Origin of the sequence: Mesorhizobium sanjuanii, assembly GCF_002529485.1 — a bacterium.
Classification (GTDB): Bacteria; Pseudomonadota; Alphaproteobacteria; order Rhizobiales; family Rhizobiaceae; genus Mesorhizobium; species Mesorhizobium sanjuanii.
Map to the genome: position 1 here is coordinate 1 of NZ_NWQG01000042.1, position 19,734 is coordinate 19,734.

The 19,734-nt window shown below is 64.6% G+C and carries 15 protein-coding genes; 9 read left to right on the forward strand and 6 right to left on the reverse strand.

The features are described 5' to 3' along the window. The 3 genes from CN311_RS07490 to CN311_RS07500 form a co-directional block, all read right to left on the reverse strand. A partial coding sequence (locus CN311_RS07490) for a GcvT family protein (protein WP_133117150.1) occupies positions 1-2,272 on the reverse strand: 2,272 nt, incomplete at its 3' end. 125 nt (positions 2,273-2,397) lie between these two features. After that, the gene (locus CN311_RS07495; protein WP_097572696.1) at positions 2,398-4,053 is read right to left on the reverse strand and encodes an ABC transporter substrate-binding protein; all 1,656 of its coding nucleotides are present in this window, start codon (positions 4,051-4,053) and stop codon (positions 2,398-2,400) included. Between the two features lie 194 nt (positions 4,054-4,247). Beyond that, a complete protein-coding gene (locus CN311_RS07500) occupies positions 4,248-5,135 on the reverse strand; it encodes a LysR substrate-binding domain-containing protein (RefSeq protein ID WP_097572697.1) in 888 nt (295 codons plus the stop codon). A 167-nt stretch (positions 5,136-5,302) separates the two neighbouring features. Here CN311_RS07500 and CN311_RS07505 point away from each other — a divergent pair, with 167 nt between their 5' ends. Genes CN311_RS07505 through CN311_RS07545 form a run of 9 tightly spaced genes read left to right on the forward strand, consistent with a single transcriptional unit; the run spans position 5,303 to position 16,641 of the window. Beyond that, the gene (locus CN311_RS07505) at positions 5,303-6,721 is read left to right on the forward strand and encodes an MmgE/PrpD family protein (protein ID WP_245440774.1); all 1,419 of its coding nucleotides are present in this window, start codon (positions 5,303-5,305) and stop codon (positions 6,719-6,721) included. Positions 6,722-6,726: 5 nt separating this feature from the next. Further along, positions 6,727-7,968 (forward strand): FAD-dependent oxidoreductase, encoded by a 1,242-nt coding sequence (locus tag CN311_RS07510; RefSeq protein WP_097572698.1) that lies wholly within the window; start codon positions 6,727-6,729, stop codon positions 7,966-7,968. 19 nt (positions 7,969-7,987) lie between these two features. Next, positions 7,988-8,254 carry a sarcosine oxidase subunit delta gene (locus tag CN311_RS07515; RefSeq protein WP_097572699.1) on the forward strand — a complete coding sequence of 89 codons (267 nt, stop codon included), beginning with the start codon at positions 7,988-7,990 and terminating at the stop codon, positions 8,252-8,254. Next, positions 8,251-11,109: a 2Fe-2S iron-sulfur cluster-binding protein gene (locus CN311_RS07520; RefSeq protein WP_097572700.1), complete on the forward strand. Its 2,859-nt coding sequence runs from the start codon at positions 8,251-8,253 to the stop codon at positions 11,107-11,109. The genes CN311_RS07515 and CN311_RS07520 overlap by 4 nt, the downstream gene beginning before the upstream one ends. After that, entirely contained in the window at positions 11,110-11,700 is a 591-nt protein-coding gene (locus CN311_RS07525; protein WP_097572701.1) for a hypothetical protein, read from the forward strand. It abuts the gene before it with no gap. Next, positions 11,697-12,605, forward strand: coding sequence for a dihydrodipicolinate synthase family protein (locus CN311_RS07530; protein WP_097572702.1), 909 nt, complete (start codon positions 11,697-11,699; stop codon positions 12,603-12,605). Before CN311_RS07525 ends, CN311_RS07530 begins: the two co-directional genes overlap by 4 nt. Positions 12,606-12,613: 8 nt before the next feature. Further along, complete coding sequence (locus tag CN311_RS07535) at positions 12,614-13,582, forward strand: D-2-hydroxyacid dehydrogenase (RefSeq protein WP_097572703.1); 969 nt, start codon at positions 12,614-12,616, stop codon at positions 13,580-13,582. A gap of 21 nt (positions 13,583-13,603) precedes the next feature. Continuing rightward, complete coding sequence (locus CN311_RS07540; protein ID WP_097572704.1) at positions 13,604-15,145, forward strand: trimethylamine methyltransferase family protein; 1,542 nt, start codon at positions 13,604-13,606, stop codon at positions 15,143-15,145. 8 nt (positions 15,146-15,153) lie between these two features. Further along, positions 15,154-16,641: an N-acyl-D-amino-acid deacylase family protein gene (locus tag CN311_RS07545; RefSeq protein WP_097572705.1), complete on the forward strand. Its 1,488-nt coding sequence runs from the start codon at positions 15,154-15,156 to the stop codon at positions 16,639-16,641. On the opposite strand, the gene CN311_RS07550 is transcribed toward CN311_RS07545, so the two are convergent. From CN311_RS07550 to CN311_RS07560, 3 genes are read right to left on the reverse strand one after another with little or no spacing between them, the layout of a single operon-like run. After that, positions 16,626-17,291 (reverse strand): cysteine hydrolase family protein, encoded by a 666-nt coding sequence (locus tag CN311_RS07550; RefSeq protein WP_097572706.1) that lies wholly within the window; start codon positions 17,289-17,291, stop codon positions 16,626-16,628. The two genes, CN311_RS07545 and CN311_RS07550, sit on opposite strands and share 16 nt — an antisense overlap. Next, positions 17,288-18,571 (reverse strand): Zn-dependent hydrolase, encoded by a 1,284-nt coding sequence (locus CN311_RS07555; protein ID WP_097572707.1) that lies wholly within the window; start codon positions 18,569-18,571, stop codon positions 17,288-17,290. Before CN311_RS07555 ends, CN311_RS07550 begins: the two co-directional genes overlap by 4 nt. After that, positions 18,568-19,734 (reverse strand): NAD(P)/FAD-dependent oxidoreductase, encoded by a 1,167-nt coding sequence (locus CN311_RS07560; protein ID WP_097572708.1) that lies wholly within the window; start codon positions 19,732-19,734, stop codon positions 18,568-18,570. Before CN311_RS07560 ends, CN311_RS07555 begins: the two co-directional genes overlap by 4 nt.

Below are 19,734 nucleotides of genomic sequence, written 5' to 3' on the forward strand. Positions count from 1 at the left end.
CGAAATAGCCGTAGGCGCCCGAAGACACCTGGCCGATCGGCGTGCCGTCGGCGAGGAAAATCGGCTCGCCGCCGGTCGCGTCGGCATCCCTGGCGTCGATCGACAGCATGATCAGTTCGTCGCGTGCCGGCTTTTCGGCAATGGCGGCATAGGCATCGCGGTTGAGGAACGCGCCCTTGTCCATTTTGACCAGGCGATCGAATTTGACCTCCTGCGGCCAATATTCGGGCGAGTATTCGCGGCTCCAGCTACCATAGCCTTTTTCAACGCGCAGCGACATCAGCGCGCGCGATCCGACCGGTCCGGCGCCAAGTTCGTTGCCGGCCTTGAGCAGCGCGTCGTAAAGCTCGACCTGGTCGGCGGCCTTGCAATGCAGTTCCCAGCCAAGGTCGCCGGTGAAGGACACCCTGAGCGCCACCACATCGATGCCGGCAACGGTGATCCGGCGCGACTCCATGAAGGGGAATGCCTCGTTCGACAGATCATCATTGGTCAGGCGCTGCAACAGGTCGCGCGAACTCGGTCCCGCCACGTTGAAGCCGCAAAGGTCCTCGGTGCGCGAGCGGAAGGACGTGCCCTCGGGCAAGGGGACGGCCTTGAAGAACCTTTGGTGGAAGCGCTCTGCCATGCCGGAGCCGATGACCATGAATTCCTCGTCAGCGAGCCGGGTCACGGTAAAGTCGCCGGCAATGCCGCCACGCTTGCCGATCAGCGGCGTGAGGCAGGAGCGGCCGATCCTTGTCGGCATGCGGTTGGCGAACAGCGCATTGAGCCAGGCCTCGGAGCCGGGACCGCTTACCTCGTATTTGGCGAAATTGGAGATGTCGATAATGCCGGCGCGTTCGCGCAGCATGCGCGCCTCGCGGCCCACCGGTCCCCACCAGTTCTGCCGCGTAAAGCCGATCGTCTCCTCGCGCGGCTCGCCCTCGGCGGCGAACCACAGCGGATGCTCCCACCCGAAATTGAGGCCGAAAACAGCGTTCATCGCCTTTTGCCTGTCGTAGGCGGGCCGGATCCGCACCGGTCGCCCGGCGGTGCGTTCCTCGTTGGGGAAATGGATCTTGAAGCGATGGCTGTACTGATCCTCGACGCGGGCCTTGGTGAAAGCCTTCCCGGCCCAGTGACCGAAGCGCGCCATGTCCCAGGCGAACATGTCGAGCGAAGGCTCGCCCTCGATCATCCACTCGGCTGCCAGCTTGCCCATCCCACCCGACTGCGAGAAGCCGGGAATGATGCCGTTGCAGCAGAAATAATTGCTGAGTTCGGGCACCGGCCCGAACAGGACCGCGCTGTCCGGCGACCATATCATCGGTCCGTTGATCACCTTTTTGACACCGGCAGTGCCGACCGCCGGGACGCGCGCGATCGCGCGCAGCATGTTCTCTTCGATACGGTCGAGATCGTCAGGAAACAGTTCATGGCCGAAATCCAGCGGCGTGCCGTCCTCGGCCCAGAATTTCATCTTGCGCTCGTAGGCGCCGATGAGCAGTCCCAGCCCTTCCTGGCGCAGATAGTACTCGCCGTCGCGATCGGCGACCGAGGGCAAGCGGCGGCCCAGGGCGGCGATTTCCGGGATGGTCTCGGTAACGAAGTACTGGTGCTCGGTCGGGATCAGCGGCAGTTGCAGGCCAGCCATGGCGGCGACCTCCCTGCCCCACAGGCCGGCGGCATTGACCACCCATTGCGTTTGGATGTCGCCCTTCGGCGTGCGTACGATCCAGCTGCCGTCGGGTTGCGCTTCGGTGGCGGTGACCGGCGTGAAGCGATGGATCTCGGCGCCGCGCTGGCGCGCGCCGGCGGCGTAGGCCGCGGTGACGCCGGACGGATCGACATTGCCGCCTTCCGGCTCGTACATGATGCAGCGTATGCCGTCGAAGTCGACCAGCGGGTGCAGGCGCTCCGCCTCGTCACGCGCGACTTCGTAGAAGTTCATCTTGTAGCGCCGCGCCTTGGCTTCCTGGAGCCTCAGCTGATGCTCGCGCGCCTCGGTCTGGGCGAGATAAAGCGAGCCCGGCTGGAAGATGCCGCAGCCCTGGCCTGTCTCGGCCTCCAGCTCCTTGTAGAGCGCCATGGTGTAGTGCTGGAGGCGGCTGATGTTGGTGGAATCATGCAGGCCGTGAATGTTGGCCGCCGCGTGCCAGGTGGAGCCGGAGGTCAATTCGCTGCGCTCCAGGAGAACGACATCCGTCCAGCCGAACTTGGCAAGGTGATAAAGGATCGAGCAGCCGATCAGACCACCGCCGATGACGACGGCTTGTGCATGGGTACGCATGTTTCTTCCCTTGTTCGGCGACTTTTATCTTGGCGTTTGATTTAGCTGACGGGTCAATCGCAGTCGCCCGGCGAGTTCAGGGGCGCAACATGCGCCCCTGAGATATTTGCTGTGTCCGGCCCGGCCTAGGCCTTGTCGAGCCAGACCTTGTCCAGCTGCAGTTCGAATGTCTGATGCATGCCGAGGTTCTTCACATAGGGGGCGTGGTGCCGGTAGAGCGAACGCCAGAACGCCTGGACGAGGATGCCGGAGTCCTGCAGGACGGATTCGACGTCCTTCATCAGTTCCTTGCGCTTGTCGACATCCGCCATGGCGAGCGCCGCGTTGAGCTTCTTGTCGAATTCCGGATTGGCGTAGCCCGACTCGTTCCAGGCCTCACCGCTGCGATAGGCGATCGCCAGCACCTGGACGCCGAGCGGGCGCATGCCCCAGTCGGTGGTCGACCACGGATATTTCGTCCAGTCGTTCCAGAACGACGAACCCGGAATGATGGTGCGCTTGACCTTGAAGCCGGCCTCGCGCATCTGCGCGGCGACGACGTCGGCGGGGTCCTTCACATAGTCCGCATCGTAGGAGATCAGCTCGAACTCGTGATCCATCTGGCCGGCCTCGGCCATCAGCGCCTTGGCCTTGGCGAGATCGCGTGGAACTTTCGGCAAAGCGTAATATTCGGGATGGATCGGGCAGACATGGTGGTTTTCGGCGACCTGTCCAAGGCCGCTGTAGCCGAGCTTCAGCACCGTCTCATTGTCGACCGCGAGCTGGATGGCGTTGCGCACTCGTTTGTCGTCATACGGCTTGTTGGTCACATTGGTGCGCAGCACGATGGTTCCGGCCGTGACGACCGGCTCCTTGACCAGCCCCATGCTGTCATAGAGATCGACCGTGCCCCCCACCGTCTGGTAGTTGCAATCGATCTCACCGGCCTCGAAGGCGCTGGCGATGGCGGGGTTGGACGCGTCCGATCCGTAGTCGGTCCAGTCGACGCCGTCGAGATAGGGCTCGCCGCCGAACCAGGTGAAGTCCTTGCGCCGCCGCACCGAGGCCGATTCGCCGACCTTGTACGAGATCAGCTCATAGGGACCGGTGCCCGGGGTCTTGAGCATGTCGCCGCCGTTCTTGTCGAAGTCGCGATGGACGATGACCGCCGGATAGTCGGAAAAGCCCGGAATGATCGTGACGTCCGACTGCAGGCATTTCAGCTTCACCGTGTGGTCGTCGATCTTGGTGATGGCGCCGGCTGCCGCTTTCTTGGTGGCAGGATCGATGAGGGAGTTCATGCGCCCGGCCATCGAATTGCCTTCGGCCGCCTTGTCGCACCAACGCTCGATGTTGTGGACGATGTCGTCGGCGTTGAAGTCGTCGCCATTCGACCACTTCACGCCCTTGCGCAGATGCAGCGTGTATTGGGTGGCGTCATCGCTCACCTCCCAGCTTTCGACCAGATGGCCCTCGAAGGTGAAGTCGGTGGTGTAGCGGATCATGTAGTCGTTGCACTGGCGCATGACATTGGCGATCTCGGACCAGTCCCATGAGCGCGGATCTTTCATTTCCTTGATGATCATCTGCATCTTCAGGATGCCGCCCTTCTTGCCGGGCACGATCGCAGCGGCCTTGGCCGGGGCGATGCCGGCCATCGAATAGGCGAACGCCGCGGAAGCGCCCATCGCGCTTGCCATGGCCAGGAATTCGCGGCGATCCATCCTGCCGCTTTTGACTTCGGCTGCGTAGCTTTCGATAACCGCCGGGACGCGATCACCGTTGCTCTTGAACATTGTCATCGTTGTTCTCCGGTTTAGGGCTTTCCGCCCGTTACATTCCCCTTGCAATATCCATGTTAGGGGCGATGCAAAAATCCCGGAAGGGCTCAAGCCCTGAAGAACCGCCAAAAAGCGGCCCTTAAGACCTAAAAAAACGATGCCATTGGCGTGTCAATTTTTGGAGCGCGAGCCTGCCGCCGGCTCGCGGATGGCTGTCAGGCTCCGTCTTCGCGCGCTCGCGAGAGGATCCATTCCCGCACGATCCGCGCGATGTTGCCTTTTGAGAGCTGGCTCTCGGTGAGGTAGTAATTCCAGGGGCTTGGCGACCGGACCGGAAAGGGTTCGACGAGTAGCTCGCGACGCAGATAGGCGTGGGCAAGCGACCGCTGGGTGGCGACCAGTCCGGCCCCCATGGCGGCGAGTTCGAGCGCAATGTTGGAAGCGTTCGTCGACAGACCCTTGTCGTGGTCGTCCATATCGAGGCCAAGCGCCGTGGTGACCACCTGCCAGTATTCCTGGCGGCCGTGCACGAAGATCCAGTCCACCTTGAGAATGTCGCGCGGCGTCTTCAGCGCGTGTTCGCCCTCCAGCAGCGCCGGAGCGCAGAGTAGCAACAGCTCGTCGTTCCAAAGCGGTATGCCCGCGGGCGGGCGGTCGTCGAAACGCCGCGTTGAAATCGTGATGTCGGCTATCTGTTCGCTCATATCCTCCCAGATCGTACCGTGCAGCACGATCTCGATCTCGGGATGCTTCTTGCGAAACGCGGCCATGCAACCCGCCAGCCAGTTCTCCGCCAGGCTCATCGGGCAGGAGACGACAACGGTGCGGTTGCGCGACGAGGTCACGATCGCCTCCGTCGCCTGATCGATCTGATCGAGGGCCTGGCGCAAGGTCGGCAGGAATGCCTCGCCCATTTCGGTGAGCTTGAGGCTGCGCGGATAGCGAATGAACAATTGCCGTCCGATGTAATGTTCAAGCGCGCGGACATGCGTGCTGACCGCGGCTTGCGTGTATCCGAGTTCGTTGGCGGCGGCGGTGAAGGAGAGATGCCGGGCCGAGCTCTCAAAGGACCTGATATAGTTCAACGGGGGTGGCGGCTTCATCGCTAACTCCTGCAAGACCCAAGGGATAGCTATCCCACAGACGGGCCGGCATTCAATCGTGACTGATCGCAAGACGTGAATTTTTTTGGCCAATGCCGCCGAACTAATTGCGTGAAAGCACGATGAACCCAAATTAATGATGTCGTGACGCAGAGGGGAGTATGCCAGTGGCTGTGCCGTCGCATCGGCGTGAGGGGCCTGACGCGAGTACCAGCGTTGCCATTCGCCTGGCCGACTTCGTGTTGCGGCGGCCGGCAGCTGTATTCCCTGCCCCTGTCCTGGAGCAGGCGCGATATCTTCTGCTCGACACGCTCGGAATCGCCATCGCGGCTGGCCCTATGGAAGCCGGCCGGATCGCCCGCGACACCGCCACCCTTCTCTACGGCTCGGCCGATCCGCTGCATTCGGCGCGCATGCTTTTCGACGGCCGCCGCGCCAGCATCGCCGGAGCCGCTTACGCGGCGGCAACGCAGATCGACAATCTCGATGGCCACGACGGGTACAGCCCGACCAGGGGCCATATCGGCGTCGCCGTCGTGCCGGCGCTGGCAGCGCTTGCCGAGGCGCTCCCCGACCTCAGCGGTCCGGAAGCGCTGGCCTCCCTGGTCGTAGGCTATGAAATCGCTGGCCGGGCGGGCATCTCGCTGCATGCAACCGTGTCCGACTACCACACATCGGGCGCCTGGAACGCGCTGGGCGTGGTTGCGGTGGCGGCTAGGTTGCGGCGGCTCAGCGACGATCAGCTGCGCCAGGCGCTTGGCATTGCCGAATATCACGGTCCACGCAGCCAGATGATGCGCGAGATCGCGAACCCGACGATGCTGCATGACGGCTCGGGCATCGGCACGCTGATCGGCCTGTCTGCGGCCGTGCTTGCCGAACGCGGCTTTACCGGCGCCCCGGCGATCACGATCGAGGAGCCCGAAGTCGCGACGCATTGGCGGGATCTCGGCACCTTTTGGCAGGTGTTGCACCAGTATGTGAAGCCGTACCCGATCTGCCGTTGGGCGCATGCCGCGATCGACGCGACGCGCGGACTCTGCCATGCGCATCATCTCGATCCCTCCGACATCAGCAACGTCGAGGTGAACAGCTTCCACTACGCCGCAACGCTGTTCGACAGCATGCCGGACACGACCTCCAAAGCGCAGTATAGCCTGCGCTTCGCCGTCGCGACCTTTATCGTCCATGGCCGCATCGGACTGGAACATATTTCAGGCAGCGGGCTCGAGGATGCCGCCGTCGCCGACATGCTGGACCGTATCACCGTATCGGAATCTGCGCGCCACAGCGCCCGCTTTCCGGCAGGCCGCTGGGCCGATGTGACGATCACGACCCGCGATGCGCGCGTGCTGGCTTCCGGCGACGTTCACGCGCGCGGTGGACCAGAGGCGCCTCTGACAAAGGCTGAAATCGAGGCCAAGTACATGGGCTTCGCGACGCCGGTGCTGGGACAGGGCCGCGCCAGCGCGATCCGGGACGCAGTCCTGTCTCTTGCGGATCATGAAAGCCGTTTTTCCGATCTTTCGGTATTGATCTACGATCCGCCATTGATCAGTACGCTTCTCCAGCGGCCAGCGTGGTAGGCTAGATGCCGCTCAGACTTTTGAAATACGGTCTCAGCAGGACCTATCCGGTCAGCGGCGATATTCCCGCGACGCCGGAGCTCAAGCCATCCTACGATGTCGTCATCGTCGGCGGCGGCGGCCACGGATTGTCGTGCGCGCATCACCTGTCGAAATACCACGGCATAAGCAGCGTCGCCGTGATCGAGAAGGGTTACCTTGCGGGCGGCAACACCGCGCGCAACACGACTACCATCCGCTCGAACTACATCACGCCCGAAGGCATCGCCTTCTACAAGGAAGCCGTCGAGCTTTTCGAGGACCTCTCGCAGGAGCTCGACTTCAACGTCATGTTCTCGCAGCGCGGCCAGCTGACCCTTGCGCACACGGAAGCAACGCTTCGCAGCTTCCACGCACGCGCCGAGATGGGCAAGCATCTGGGCACACGGACCGAAGTGATCGACCAGAAGGCGATCGAGGAACTCGTGCCGTCTCTCAACATGGACTATGGCGGCGCGCTCGAGATCCTTGGCGGGCTCTGGCATGCCGACGGCGGCACCGCGCGGCACGACGCGGTGGCATGGGGCTATGCCGCACAAGCGTCGCGGCGCGGCGTCGAGATTCACCAACGGACCGAAGTGGAAGGCTTCGAGGTCGTCGGCGATCAAGTCCGGGCCGTCAAGACCAACCGCGGCCGCATCGTTTGCGGGCACGTGCTGATCGCGACCGGGGGGATGAATTACGACGTGGCGATGATGGCAGGCGTGGAGCTTCCGATCCGCTGCTATCCGCTGCAGGCGATGGTGACGCAGCCGCTGAAGCCTTGGCTGCACACACTGGTGTCCTCGGTCTCGCTGCACACCTATTTGGTGCAGTCTTCGCGCGGCGAGGTCGTCATCGGCGGCGGCTCCGATCCTTACCAGCTCTATTCCACGCGATCGACGCTTGACATGAAGGAGCACCTCGCCGAAGGCGCCGTCCACCTCTTTCCGTTCCTGCAAGGCGTACGGCTGCTCCGGCAATGGGCAGGCATCACCGACATGACGCCGGACTACAGCCCGATCATGGGTGCCAGCCCACTCGAAAATCTATGGCTCGATTGCGGCTGGGGCACGTGGGGTTTCAAGGCAACGCCGGTTGCCGGCAAGCGGATGGCGCAGACCATCGCCACGGGCCGTGTGCCAGACATCCTGAAGCCGTTCGCGCTGGAGCGCTTCGAGACATTCCGGCTGCTCAACGAAATGGGCGCTACGGCGGCCAGTCACTGACCACGAAACGCCACTGACCATGAAGATCCTCACTTGCCCGATGAACGGCCCGCGCAACATAGACGAGTTCCAATCCTTCGGACCCGTTCGCGCGGAGCCGGATCCGGATACGACCGCCGATGCCGACTGGTCGCGACACCTGTTTCGTGCCGAGAACCGCAGGGGCATCGTGGTTGAGTGGTGGCGGCACGTGCCGAGCAATTATTTTTTCCTGGCCGAGCGCGATCTCGTCACCAACGAGATCATCCGCACTTTCGACGCTTCCGAACGTCGGGCTCAATCATGAATCGGCTGCCTGGACCCTGGGGGAGCAGAATCGACCGCAGCCGTCCGATCCCCTTCACTTTCGAGGGCAAGCATTTTGAAGGCTACGCCGGCGACAGCATCGCCAGCGCGCTCGCCGCCTCCGGACAGTGGGTGCTGTCGCGCTCCTTCAAATACCATCGGCCGCGCGGCATCCTCTCGATGACCGGGGCCGATGCCAACACGCTGGTGCAACTGCCGTTCGAACCGAATGTCGCTGCCGATCGTACGCCGATCAGCGAAGGGCTTAGCGTTAGCGCACAGAACGTCAACGGCACACTGGAACGCGACCGCGACGCGATCATCGACAGGCTGGGCCGATTCCTGCCGGTCGGCTTCTACTACCGCACCTTCATGGGACCGCGCCGCGACAGCTGGCTGAAATTCTGGGAGCCGATGATCCGCCGCAAGGCCGGGCTGGGCGTAGTCGACACAACGGCCCCGCGCCGGCATTTCGACAAGACGCATCTGCATTGCGACATCCTCGTGGTCGGCGCGGGTCCGGCAGGACTGAACGCCGCCATAGCTGCCGCCGAGGCGGGCGCGGATGTCGTGCTTTGCGACGAGAACCCGGAGATCGGCGGTTCGCTGACCTACGGCCGGCATGATCCGGCCCTCCTTGCCGACCTGTCCTCCCGGCTGCGGGCATTGCCCAATCTGCGCCTGCTGACCGGGACCGTCTGCAACGGATGGTACGAGGACAACTGGCTGCCCTTGATCCAGGGCGACCGTCTCTTTCGCACACGGGCGCGCGCGGTAATCCTGGCCACGGGCTCGATCGAGCAGCCTGCCATCTTCCGCAACAACGACCTGCCGGGGATCATGCTCGGCGGCGCCGCACAGCGCCTGATCCGCCATTACGGCGTGCGCCCGGGACAAAAGGCCGTGGTGCTGGCCACCGGCGACGAAGGCTATTGCGTGGCGCTCGATCTGGTCGAGGCCGGCGTCTCGGTCGTTCTCGTCGCTGATCCGAGATCCGGCGGCGAGACAGGCACTTTCGAAGCCGCGTTGCGCGGCTCGGGCGTGGCCATCCGGAAGGCCGCGACGATCGAAGCCGCCGAGGGGAGCGTGGGGAATCGCCATCTTTCCCGCGTTCGTGTTGGTGGAAGCTGGATCGAGTGCGACCTGCTCGCTGTCTCGGCCGACCAGGTGCCCGCCTGGCAGCTGCCTTGCCAGGCCGGAGCGAAGGTCGGCTATGACGCGGTTAGCGGATCAATGACGCTCAGCCTGCCGAAAGCGCCGATCCACCTTGCCGGCTCTGTCGCCGGAGACAGCAATCTGCAGGACGCGATTACCGGCGGCCATCGCGCGGCCGTGGCCGCGCTTCTGGGGCTCGGCCACGCTGTCGGAGAGGAAAGAATATCGACCAGGCCGACGGCAGGCAGCCCGGCCCGTGTGCTGCCGATCGTCGCTCATCGGAAGGGCCGTGACTTTGTCGATTTCGACGAAGATCTGCAGGTCAAGGACCTGCAGAACGCGGTCAAGGAGGGTTATCGCGAGATCGAGCTGGTCAAACGCTTCAGCACCGTCGGCATGGGCCCCAGCCAGGGGCGCCATTCCGCGCTGGCAACTGCGAGGATCGTTGCCGAGGCGACCAACCGCACAGTCGCCGAAGTCGGCATCACCACTGCCCGCCCGCCGGTCGGACCGGAGACGCTGGGTGTGCTCGCCGGCCACCACGAACCGCTCGAGCGGCGCACCGCGCTGCATGCCAGGCACTTGGCGCTTAACGCCGTGATGAAGCCGGTCGGCGCCTGGTGGCGGCCGTATGTCTATGGTGAGGCAAGCGAGGCGGAAGAGGCGATCCGCGACGAGATCATGGCGGTGCGCGAAGGCGTCGGCCTGCTCGACGTCTCGACGCTCGGGAAGCTCGAACTGCGTGGGCCGGATGCCGGCGCTTTCCTCGACCGCCTCTACACCATGGCGCATGCCAACCAGCCTGTCGGGCGCGTCCGCTATTGCCTGATGCTCAACGAGATGGGCTCGGTGGTCGATGACGGCGTCGCCTGCCGCATGGCGGAAGACCGGTTCTATGTGACGGCCACCACGGGTGCGGTCGCGCGTGTCTATGCCGACATGCTGTTCTGGAACGCGCAATGGCGCTTGCGGGTCGATGTGCTCAACCTCACCGGCGCGTTCTCCGGCTTGAATGTCACCGGACCCAAGGCCAGGGCCGTGCTTGAAGCGCTGGAAAGCGACATCGATTTCGGACGCGAAGCATTCCCCTATCTCAGCGGCCGCGAAGGCGTTGTCGCCGGTGTGCCGGTGCGTGTCATGCGGATCGGCTTCACCGGCGAGCTGAGCTACGAATTGCATTGTCCATCCAGCCTCGCACCCGCCCTTTGGGACGCGGTGATGACTGCCGGCAAAACGTACGGTCTGAAGCCTTACGGTCTCGAAGCCTCGCGCACCCTTCGCCTGGAGAAGGGGCACATCCTGATCGGTCAGGACACCGATGCTATCACCACGCCGGACGAGCTCGGCTTTGGCTGGGCAGTCTCGAAGAAGAAGCCGTTCTTCGTCGGTAAGCGGTCGATCGAAATGCGCGCAAGGCTGGGCCAGGCGCGCAAGCTCGTCGGCCTGCGATTTCCGGCCGATGCCAGGGATATACCCGGCGAAAGCTGCCTCGTGCTGCGCGGCAATGCTCCCGTCGGACAGATCACCTCGATCGGCTTCTCGCCGACGCTCGGCTGTACCATCGCGCTCGCCTACGTCCATATCGACGACTCCACGGAAGGAAGCCTGGTGACGGTGAAGTGCCGGAACGGCAATCTGGTCGACGTGCCGGTGGTTGCTCACGCTTTCTTCGATCCCGCCAATGCACGGCAGGAAATGTAGATGGTCGCGAGTGCGGTGTTTCCCTTCATTGCCGGCGGCGCGGCGCACGGCACCAAGCTGCCTGTCGGCGCGGTGACGCTGAGCGACCTGACGGCCAGTCCGCGTTTTGGCCTGAAGGGCGGCGGCAGCGCCGCCTGGCTCACGGCGCACGGCATCTCCCTGCCCGCGGTCAATCGCATCGGCGCGCATCACGGCATGCGGATCCTGCGTCTCGGCAACGAGGACATCCTGCTGCTTGCCGAAGGTGCCGGCGAGGCGCTTGCCGAACTCAAGGCCGGCTGGGCGAACGATACGGGACCGAAAGGCTATTCATCGTGGCGCGAGGAAGGCTGGGCGTGGATGCGCCTCTCTGGCCGGCACGCGCCGCAAGCGATGGAGCGGCTATGCGCGCTTGATCTCAGAGCGGATGAATTCGGTGTCGACGACATTGCGCAGACCCGCGTCGGGCACATCGAGGCGGTCACATTCCGCTCCCAAGCGGGTTTTGATGTACTGTTCGACGTCACCGCGTCGGCCTACTTCGCCAGGACGACAGCGGCGGAGGCCATGTACTGCATAGATTTGCCGATCGATACGGAAGGACACATATGACCCGCCCGCAAGGAACCATCGCACCGATCCTGACGCCGTTTGAAAACGACGGCCGCATCGCGCGCGATCTCTGGATATCGCACGCCAAATGGGTGCTGGGCCAAGGCGCGCATTTCCTGTCGCCGTTCGGCACCACCGGCGAGGCGCTGTCGCTGTCGTCGCGCGAGCGCATGCAGGCGCTGGAATGGCTGATCGAGGCCGGCATCGCGCCGAGCCGGCTGATGCCCGGCACCGGCGTCACCGCGCTACCCGAAACCGTCGAGCTGTCGGCGCACGCGGTCGGACTGGGCTGCGCCGGGGTGATGGTCTTGCCGTCGTTCTTCTACACCGCTGTCGGCGACAACGGCCAAGCTCGCTACTACAGCGAACTGATCGAGCAGGTGGCGAACCCGGCGATGAAGGTGATCCTCTACCACATCCCGCAGAATTCAGGAGTGCCGGTGAGCCCCGCCTTGACCGCACGGCTGAACGACGCGTTCCCCGACACTGTGGTGGCGTACAAGGACAGCGCCGGCGACTGGAACAACACGGCGGCAGTGATTGCCGCGGCGCCTAAGGTCGCGGTCTTTCCGAGCTCGGAAGCACAGCTGACCAAGGGGCTCGCCAGCGGCGCGGCGGGCTGCATCTCGGCGACCGTCAACCTCAACGCAGCGGCCATCCGAACCCTCTACGATCGTACGATCGCCGGCGAGGATGTTGCCGAGGCGGATGCGGCGATCAAGGCGTTCCGCAAGATCATCCAGGATGCCGGTCTCATCCCGGCGATGAAGGCCGTGCTGGCGGTGCGTTCCGGCGATAGGCGTTGGCTGAACCTGCGAGCGCCGCATGAGAATGCGACACTCGAAACCGGTGAGAAGCTTCTTGCCGCGCTCGGTCCTTCGGCCGATCACATTGGCCCGAGCTGAGCGGCATCATGTCGGCTGATCCATCCGTCATCCTGCACAGCGACCGGCCGGCCGCGGCGCTGGCCGTGCTCAAGGAGACGCATCCGGATCTCACGGTGCATGCCTGCGACAGCTATGCCGCCCTGCCCGAGCTGATCGGGCGCGTGGCGGCGGAAGTGGTTTACTCCGTTCGCTTCGATGGTACGCCGCGCTTTCCACGCCAGGCCCTGGTCGAAAGTCCGACCGTGAAATGGGTCTCTGTCGGCGGCTCCGGCACCGATCATCTCGGGTGTTGGGACCCGGAGCGGCTCACGGTGACGAATGCGGCTGGCGTTGCCGCCGGCATGCTGGCGGAGTACGCGCTCGGCGCCATGCTGTCCTTCTCGCTCGACCTGCGCGGCTTCGAACGCCGCCGGCAGGCGAGGCAATGGGGCGGTGGCCGCGTCGAGCCGATCGAAGGCAAGACGGTTTTGATCATCGGCCTTGGCAAGACGGGGACAGCCGTCGCCGGACGCGCACGGGCGATGGGCATGCGCACCCTTGGCATCCGCGCGCGTCCAAAAGCCATGGACAGCCTCGACGAGGTGCATGGTCCAGATGCGCTGCCGACCCTGCTTGGGCGCGCCGATTTCATCGTCTGTTGCGTTCCCCTGCTGCCCAGCACGCGCGGCCTGCTCGGTGCGGCAGCTTTCGCTGCCATGAAACGTTCCGCCGTGCTTATCGACATCTCGCGCGGCGGCGTCGTCGACGAGGCCGCCCTGCTCGCTGCCCTTGACGGCAAGCAGATCAAGGGCGCCGCGCTGGACGTCTTCGCGACCGAGCCTTTGCCGGGGGACCACCCGGTATGGAGCCACGAGAACGTCGCCGTCACCCCGCATTGCGCGGCGGTCTATGACGGCTGGGACATCAAGTCGGTGCGCATGTTCGCTGACAATCTGAAGCGCTACCGCGGCGGCGCGCCGCTCGAAAACGTCGTCAGTCCGGAACGCGGTTACTGAAGCCGAGAGGAAAGCAGTCTCATGACACAGGACAGGCGCGGCGGTGGTCGCAGGGGGAAGGCCGGACGCAGCGGCGGCGGTATCGCGCAACTGCCCTGGCAACATGTGGAGAACCCCTACCCGCCGATGCAGTTGCTCGATGAAGAGCGGATGGAGCGGCTGCACGACACCTCGATGCGTATCCTGTCTGAACTCGGCATCCGCGTCATGAGCGAGCGCGTGATGGATCTGTTCGCTTCCGCCGGCGCCATCGTCGACCGCGAGGAAAAGACTATCCGTATCGACGAGAGCCTGGTGAACGAGGCGCTGCGCGCAGTGCCGTACTCCTTTACGCTGACCAGCCGCAATCCTGAGAAGCAGGTGCACCTCGGGGGCAATTCGCTGGTCTTCGGCCTGGTGGCGGGCCCGCCCAATGTGCACGACCGCATCAACGGCCGCCGTCAGGGCAATCTTGCCGATTACCAGAACTTCATCAAGCTGGCGCACCACTTCAATGCCATCCACATCATCGGCAACCAGGTGGTGGCACCGATGGAGCTGCCGGCCAACTCCCGCCATCTCGACACCTACCATGCCAATCTGACGCTGAGCGATCTCTCCTTCCACTGCACGGCGATCGGCCGCGCAAGGGCAATGGACGGGATCAACATGATGGCGATCGCGCGCGGCATCTCCGTCGAGGAGATGCGCGCCTCGCCCGGCGTGACCACGATCATCTCGATCAACTCACCGCGCCTGTTCGACGACGCCATGGCCGAGGGACTGATCGCGATGGCCGAACATGGCCAGCCGGTGACCGTCACGCCCTTCACCCTGATGGGCGCGATGACGCCGGTGACGCTTGCCGCAGCGCTTTGCCAGCAGAATGCCGAGGCGCTGTTCGGTGTGGTACTGACCCAGCTCGTCAATCCCGGCACGCCGGTGATGTACGGCGCCTTCACCTCCAATGTCGACATGAAGTCGGGAGCGCCGGCCTTCGGCACACCGGAAAATGCCAAGGCCAACATCATCGCCGGCCAGTTGGCGCGACGCTACAATCTGCCCTACCGCACCTCCAACGCGAATGCCTCCAACGTCGTCGACCTGCAGGCCGCCTACGAGACGGAAATGGCGACATGGGGCGCGGTGCTGGGCGGCGCCAATTTGATCTACCATGCGGCCGGCTGGCTCGAGGGCGGGCTCACCGCGTCCTATGAAAAGCTGGTGCTCGATGTCGAGATTCTGCAGAACATGATGGAGTTCCTGCGGCCGCTGCCGTTCCAGGAGGAGGATCTCGGTTTCGAGGCCATCAAATCGGTGCCAGCCGGCGGCCATTTCTTCGGCGCCGAGCACACAATGTCGCGCTACACCACCGCCTTCTACCAGCCCATGCTCTCCAACTGGCAGAACCACGGCGCCTGGGAGGAAGCCGGCGGCAAGGATGCATTGGAGCGGGCGACGGAGCTCTGGCAGCAGGCCCTGCACGACTACGAAGAACCGATGATGGACCCCGCGATCCGCGAGGAGCTCGACGCCTATGTCGCGCGCCGCCGCGAGGAGATCGCCGCCAATCCGGAAGGTTAGGACCTCCGATGCCCTATGATCTCGTCATCCGCCACGCGACGCTGATCGCCGGGGACGGCTCGAAACCTTTCGAAGCCAACATCGCCGTCACCGGTGACAAGATCGCCGCCATCGGTCGGCTGGACGACGCGCAGGGCAGCAAGGAAATCGATGCCAAGGGCAAGGTGGTGGCGCCCGGCTTCATCGACGTGCACACCCATGACGACGGCGCGCTTCTGGCGCCACGCGGCATGGACCCGAAGATCAGCCAGGGTGTGACGACGGTGATCGCCGGCAATTGCGGCGTCAGCCTTGCGCCGCTGCTTTTCGACAAGACGCCGCCACCGCCCTTCACGCTGGTCGGCGGCCGCGAGAATTTCCATTTCGATCGTTTTGCCGACTATGTCGCCGAGCTCAAACGGCGCGGCATCGCCACGAACGCGGCCCTGCTCGTCGGCCACACCACTTTGCGCCAGCGCTGCATGCCGGTGACTGACCGTCCGGCCAACGAGGCGGAGACGGCGGCGATGCAGGAAGCCGTGGAGCAGGCGATGGCCGAGGGCGCGTTCGGGCTCAGCACCGGGCTCGACTATCCGCCGGCGGTCAACTCCTCGACCGAAGAGGTCAAGGCGCTCGCCGCCACGGCGGCAAGCCTCGGCGGCCCATATGTCACCCACACACGCAATTATTTCGAGACGATGGACGAGGCGATCGAGGAAGCGATCGACATCGCCGATCATGCCGGCGGCAAGCTGTTCATCTCACACCACCAGTGCACGGGCCGCGCCAATTTCGGCAAGAGCCGTCCGTCACTGGAAAGAATCGACCAGGCGCGCCAGACGATGGACATCGGCATGGATGTCTATCCCTATGCCGCGAGTTCGACCGTGCTGCGGCTGGAGCGCTGCGACACGGGCCTGAAGATCCTCGTCACCTGGTCCGATCCGCATCCTGAAATGGCGAGGCGCGAGATCGCCGACATCGCGCGCGAATGGAATTGCAGCGAGCGCGAGGCAGGCCAGCGACTACTGCCGGCCGGCGCTGTCTATTTCCAGCTCGACGAGACGGACGTGCGCACCATCATCGCGCATCCGCGCACCATGATCGGGTCGGATGGCCTGCCGCACGACATCCATCCGCATCCGCGCCTGTGGGGCACGTTTCCGCGTGTACTCGGTCATTATGCCAGGGATGTCGGGCTGTTCAGCCTGGAGGAGGCTGTGTTCCGCATGACCGGCCTGCCCGCAAGGGAATTCGGCATCCAGCAGCGCGGATTCCTGGCTGAAGGCAATTTCGCCGACCTTGTCATTTTCGATCCGGCGACGATCATCGACACCGCCACCTTCGAAGAGCCGCGCCGGCCCGCTACCGGCATCGAGGATGTTTTCGTCAATGGCATATCCGTCTGGCGGGGCGGCAGGGCGACCGGAGCATTGCCGGGCGCGGTTCTCAAGCCCTCGGCTTCAAAGGTTGTCAGAGGCGCATGCCACTGCGGCGTCGATCACAGAGCCTCGTAAATCCGGTCGACGGTTTCCAGCCTGTAGACAAATTCCACCGGCCGCGTGCAGCGCCAGCCGTCGAAAGGCTGGCCGGCGAGCGCCTTCAGCGCCTCGGGCAGGCGCAGGACGCCGCCGCCATAGAGCCGGTTGGCCATGTCGAGCATGCCGGTGCGGTGCATGGCCTCGCTCATGCTGCCGCAGGCCTCCTTGACCAGCCAGACGCGAAACCCCTGATAGACCGCGTCGAACACGCTCTCGGTCACGCAGCTGTCGGTCAGCACGCCGGTCACGATCAGGTTCTCGACCTTGAGATCGGCAAGCCGTTTTGAAAGGTCGGTTCGGCGAAAGGCGCTCGGCCAGTGCTTGTGGATGACGATGTCGCCGGGCAGCGCCGCCACCTCGGCGCAGATCGCCGCGCCATTGCTGCCGGCCACGGCGGAGCGAAATTCCTCGGTCAGAATTTCCTCCTGCCGAGCATAGCCGTCGCGTTCCTCCGGCGTCACCCAGGCCTGGGCATGGATGACCGGCAGGCCCGCCGCGCGGGCGGCTTCGATCAGCGCGGCGGCGTTGGCGAGCACCGCATCGTAGCCGATGACCGGCCAGGCGGCACCGGAGCGGTATTCGTTCTGCAGGTCGATGGCGAGCAAGGCGGTCGCGGCAAGGTTCATGGCTGTCCCAGGGGATTGTCGAAGTCGGTGACGAAGCGAAGAAGCAGACGGATCGCCTGATCGAGATCGGCGATCTCCATCGCTTCATGCGGGTTGTGGCTGCCGTTCTCGTTGCGCACGAAGAGCATGGCGGTCGGGATGCCGGCGTCGGCAAAGGTGGCCGCGTCGTGCCCCGCCCCGCTCGGCACATGTGGCGCTTGTATTTGAAGTTCGGTGGCAGCGCGGTCCAGCCTCGCGATCAGCGCCCGCGACATGGTCGCCGGCTCCCAGGTGAAGCCTGGTCCGGCCTCGAAGCTGACGCCGCGTTTCGCGCCGACTTCGGCGAAGAGCGCGTGCAGCCTCGCCTCGATCCGTTCCAGGACAGCGGCCTCGGCGCTGCGCACATCAAGCGTGAAGCGAAGCTCGCCCAGGACGCGGCTGCCGCCGTGCTGCGTAGGATCGGATTCCACCCGACCGAAGGTGATGGCGGCTTCATGGCCTTCACGCTCGAGCGCGTCCCATTCCGCTTCAAGGCCGGCGACCAGATCGGCAAAGCCGAGCACGCTGTCATGCCGGGCAAAGCGCGGCTCGGCGCCGGAATGGCCATACGCGCCAAAGCACTTCGCATCGACATAGCGGAACCCGCCGGCAATGCCGGTAACGATGCCGACCGGCGCGCCGAATGCGACAAGGCGCGGTCCCTGCTCGATATGCACTTCGACGAAGGCCGCGATCCGGCCGGCATCGATACCCGGAACGCCGCGCCGCACGGCTTCGGGATCAAAGCCTTCTTCCAGCATGTGATCGGCAAGCGTGCGTCCGCTGTCCGACCGCTTCGCTTCCAGCGCCACCGGCTCCAGCAGGCCGAGTGCGGCCTGGCTGCCGGGATAGGACAACGGAAACCAGACAGCCTCTTCCGCGCGTGTCGCCAGCACGATCAGGTCGCGCGGCAGTCGGATGCCTTGCCCGACCAGCTCGGCCATCACCGCCAGCCCCGCCACCACACCCGCGGCGCCGTCGAAATTGCCGCCATGCGGCACGCTGTCGAGATGCGAGCCGATGACGATCGCCGGCAGGTCGGGGTCGCAGCCTTTCAGCGTCAGATAAAGATTGCCGGCGGCATCGGTGCGCGCCGTGGCGCCGAGCTTTTCCGCTTCGTCGCGCACGAGATCGTGGGCGAAGCGCTCACCAGGCCCGTAGGCGACGCGTGTGATCCCCGGCGCATCGGTTGTGGCTTGCGCAAGCCTCTCTAGCAGATCCCCGGCTAGCCTGCCGCCGGCCGTCAGTGCGGCATTGCTCATGAGGCAACCTGCCTGGCTTGAGACTCGACGCCGCGCAGCCGGTGCGGCGTGAGATCGTCCGTCGACACGCCCTGCCTTGCGACATCGTCTGGAAAGCCCTTGCCCGCGATCAGGCAGGCACAGACGCGCGACAGCGCCGGCGAGGTCTTGATGCCATAGCCGCCCTGCCCGACCAACCAGATGAAATCCGGGACCTCGTCATCGGGTCCGACCACCGGCGACCCATCGGCGACGAAGGTCCGCAAGCCCGCCCATGAGCGCGATACACGATGTATCTCGATCGTGGTGGCCCTTTCGAGGCGCTCGGCACCGATCGCGACATCGATGTCTTCCGCATAGGCATCCATCGGCACAGAGGGCGTCGCATCCGCCGGCGAGACGAACAGCTGCCCTGCATCGGGTTTGAAGTAGAACTCGGCACCGACATCGTTGACCAGCGGCCAGTCGGTGATGTCGACACCGGCGGGTGCCGGGATGTTGAAGGCAGTGCGGCGCTTCGCCTGCAGGCCGATCGGGCGCACCCCGGCCATGATGGCGATCTCGTCGCCCCATGCGCCGGCGGCGTTGACGAGCGTTGGCGCAAGGAACGTTCCCGCTGGGGTTTCGACCCGCCATCGGTTGCCTTGCCGTCCGATGGCTTTGACGCCGGCATTGGTGACGATGCGCGCGCCACGCGCACGGGCCCCGCGCAGATAGCCTTGATGCAGGCCGTTCACATCGATATCCATCGAATGCGGTTCGATGTAGGCGCCGGCGAGATAGTCCGCGCGCAGCACCGGCACGCGCGCAATCGCCTCGGCTTGGGTCATGGCGACGATCGAGGGGACCAAAGCCTGCGCGGTCTCCAGATCCTTCCGCAGCAGATCGAGCTGATCGGCGCGCGCCACGGTGATCATGCCACGTTTGCTAAGGAGCGGATAATCCGAGAAGCCAGCCGGCGGTTCGGCTAGGAAAGATCGGCTCGCCAGCACGATACGACGGATGATGCCGTTGCCGTAATTTTCGGTGAAGCTCGCCGCCGAGCGACCGGTGGTGTGGTAGCCGCAATGGCTTTCCCGCTCGAGCACGACCACCTTGGAAGTGCGGGACATCTCGAAGGCGGCGCCGGCGCCGGCAATGCCGCCGCCAATGATGATGATGTCGGTCTGCTCGGCGGCACTCAT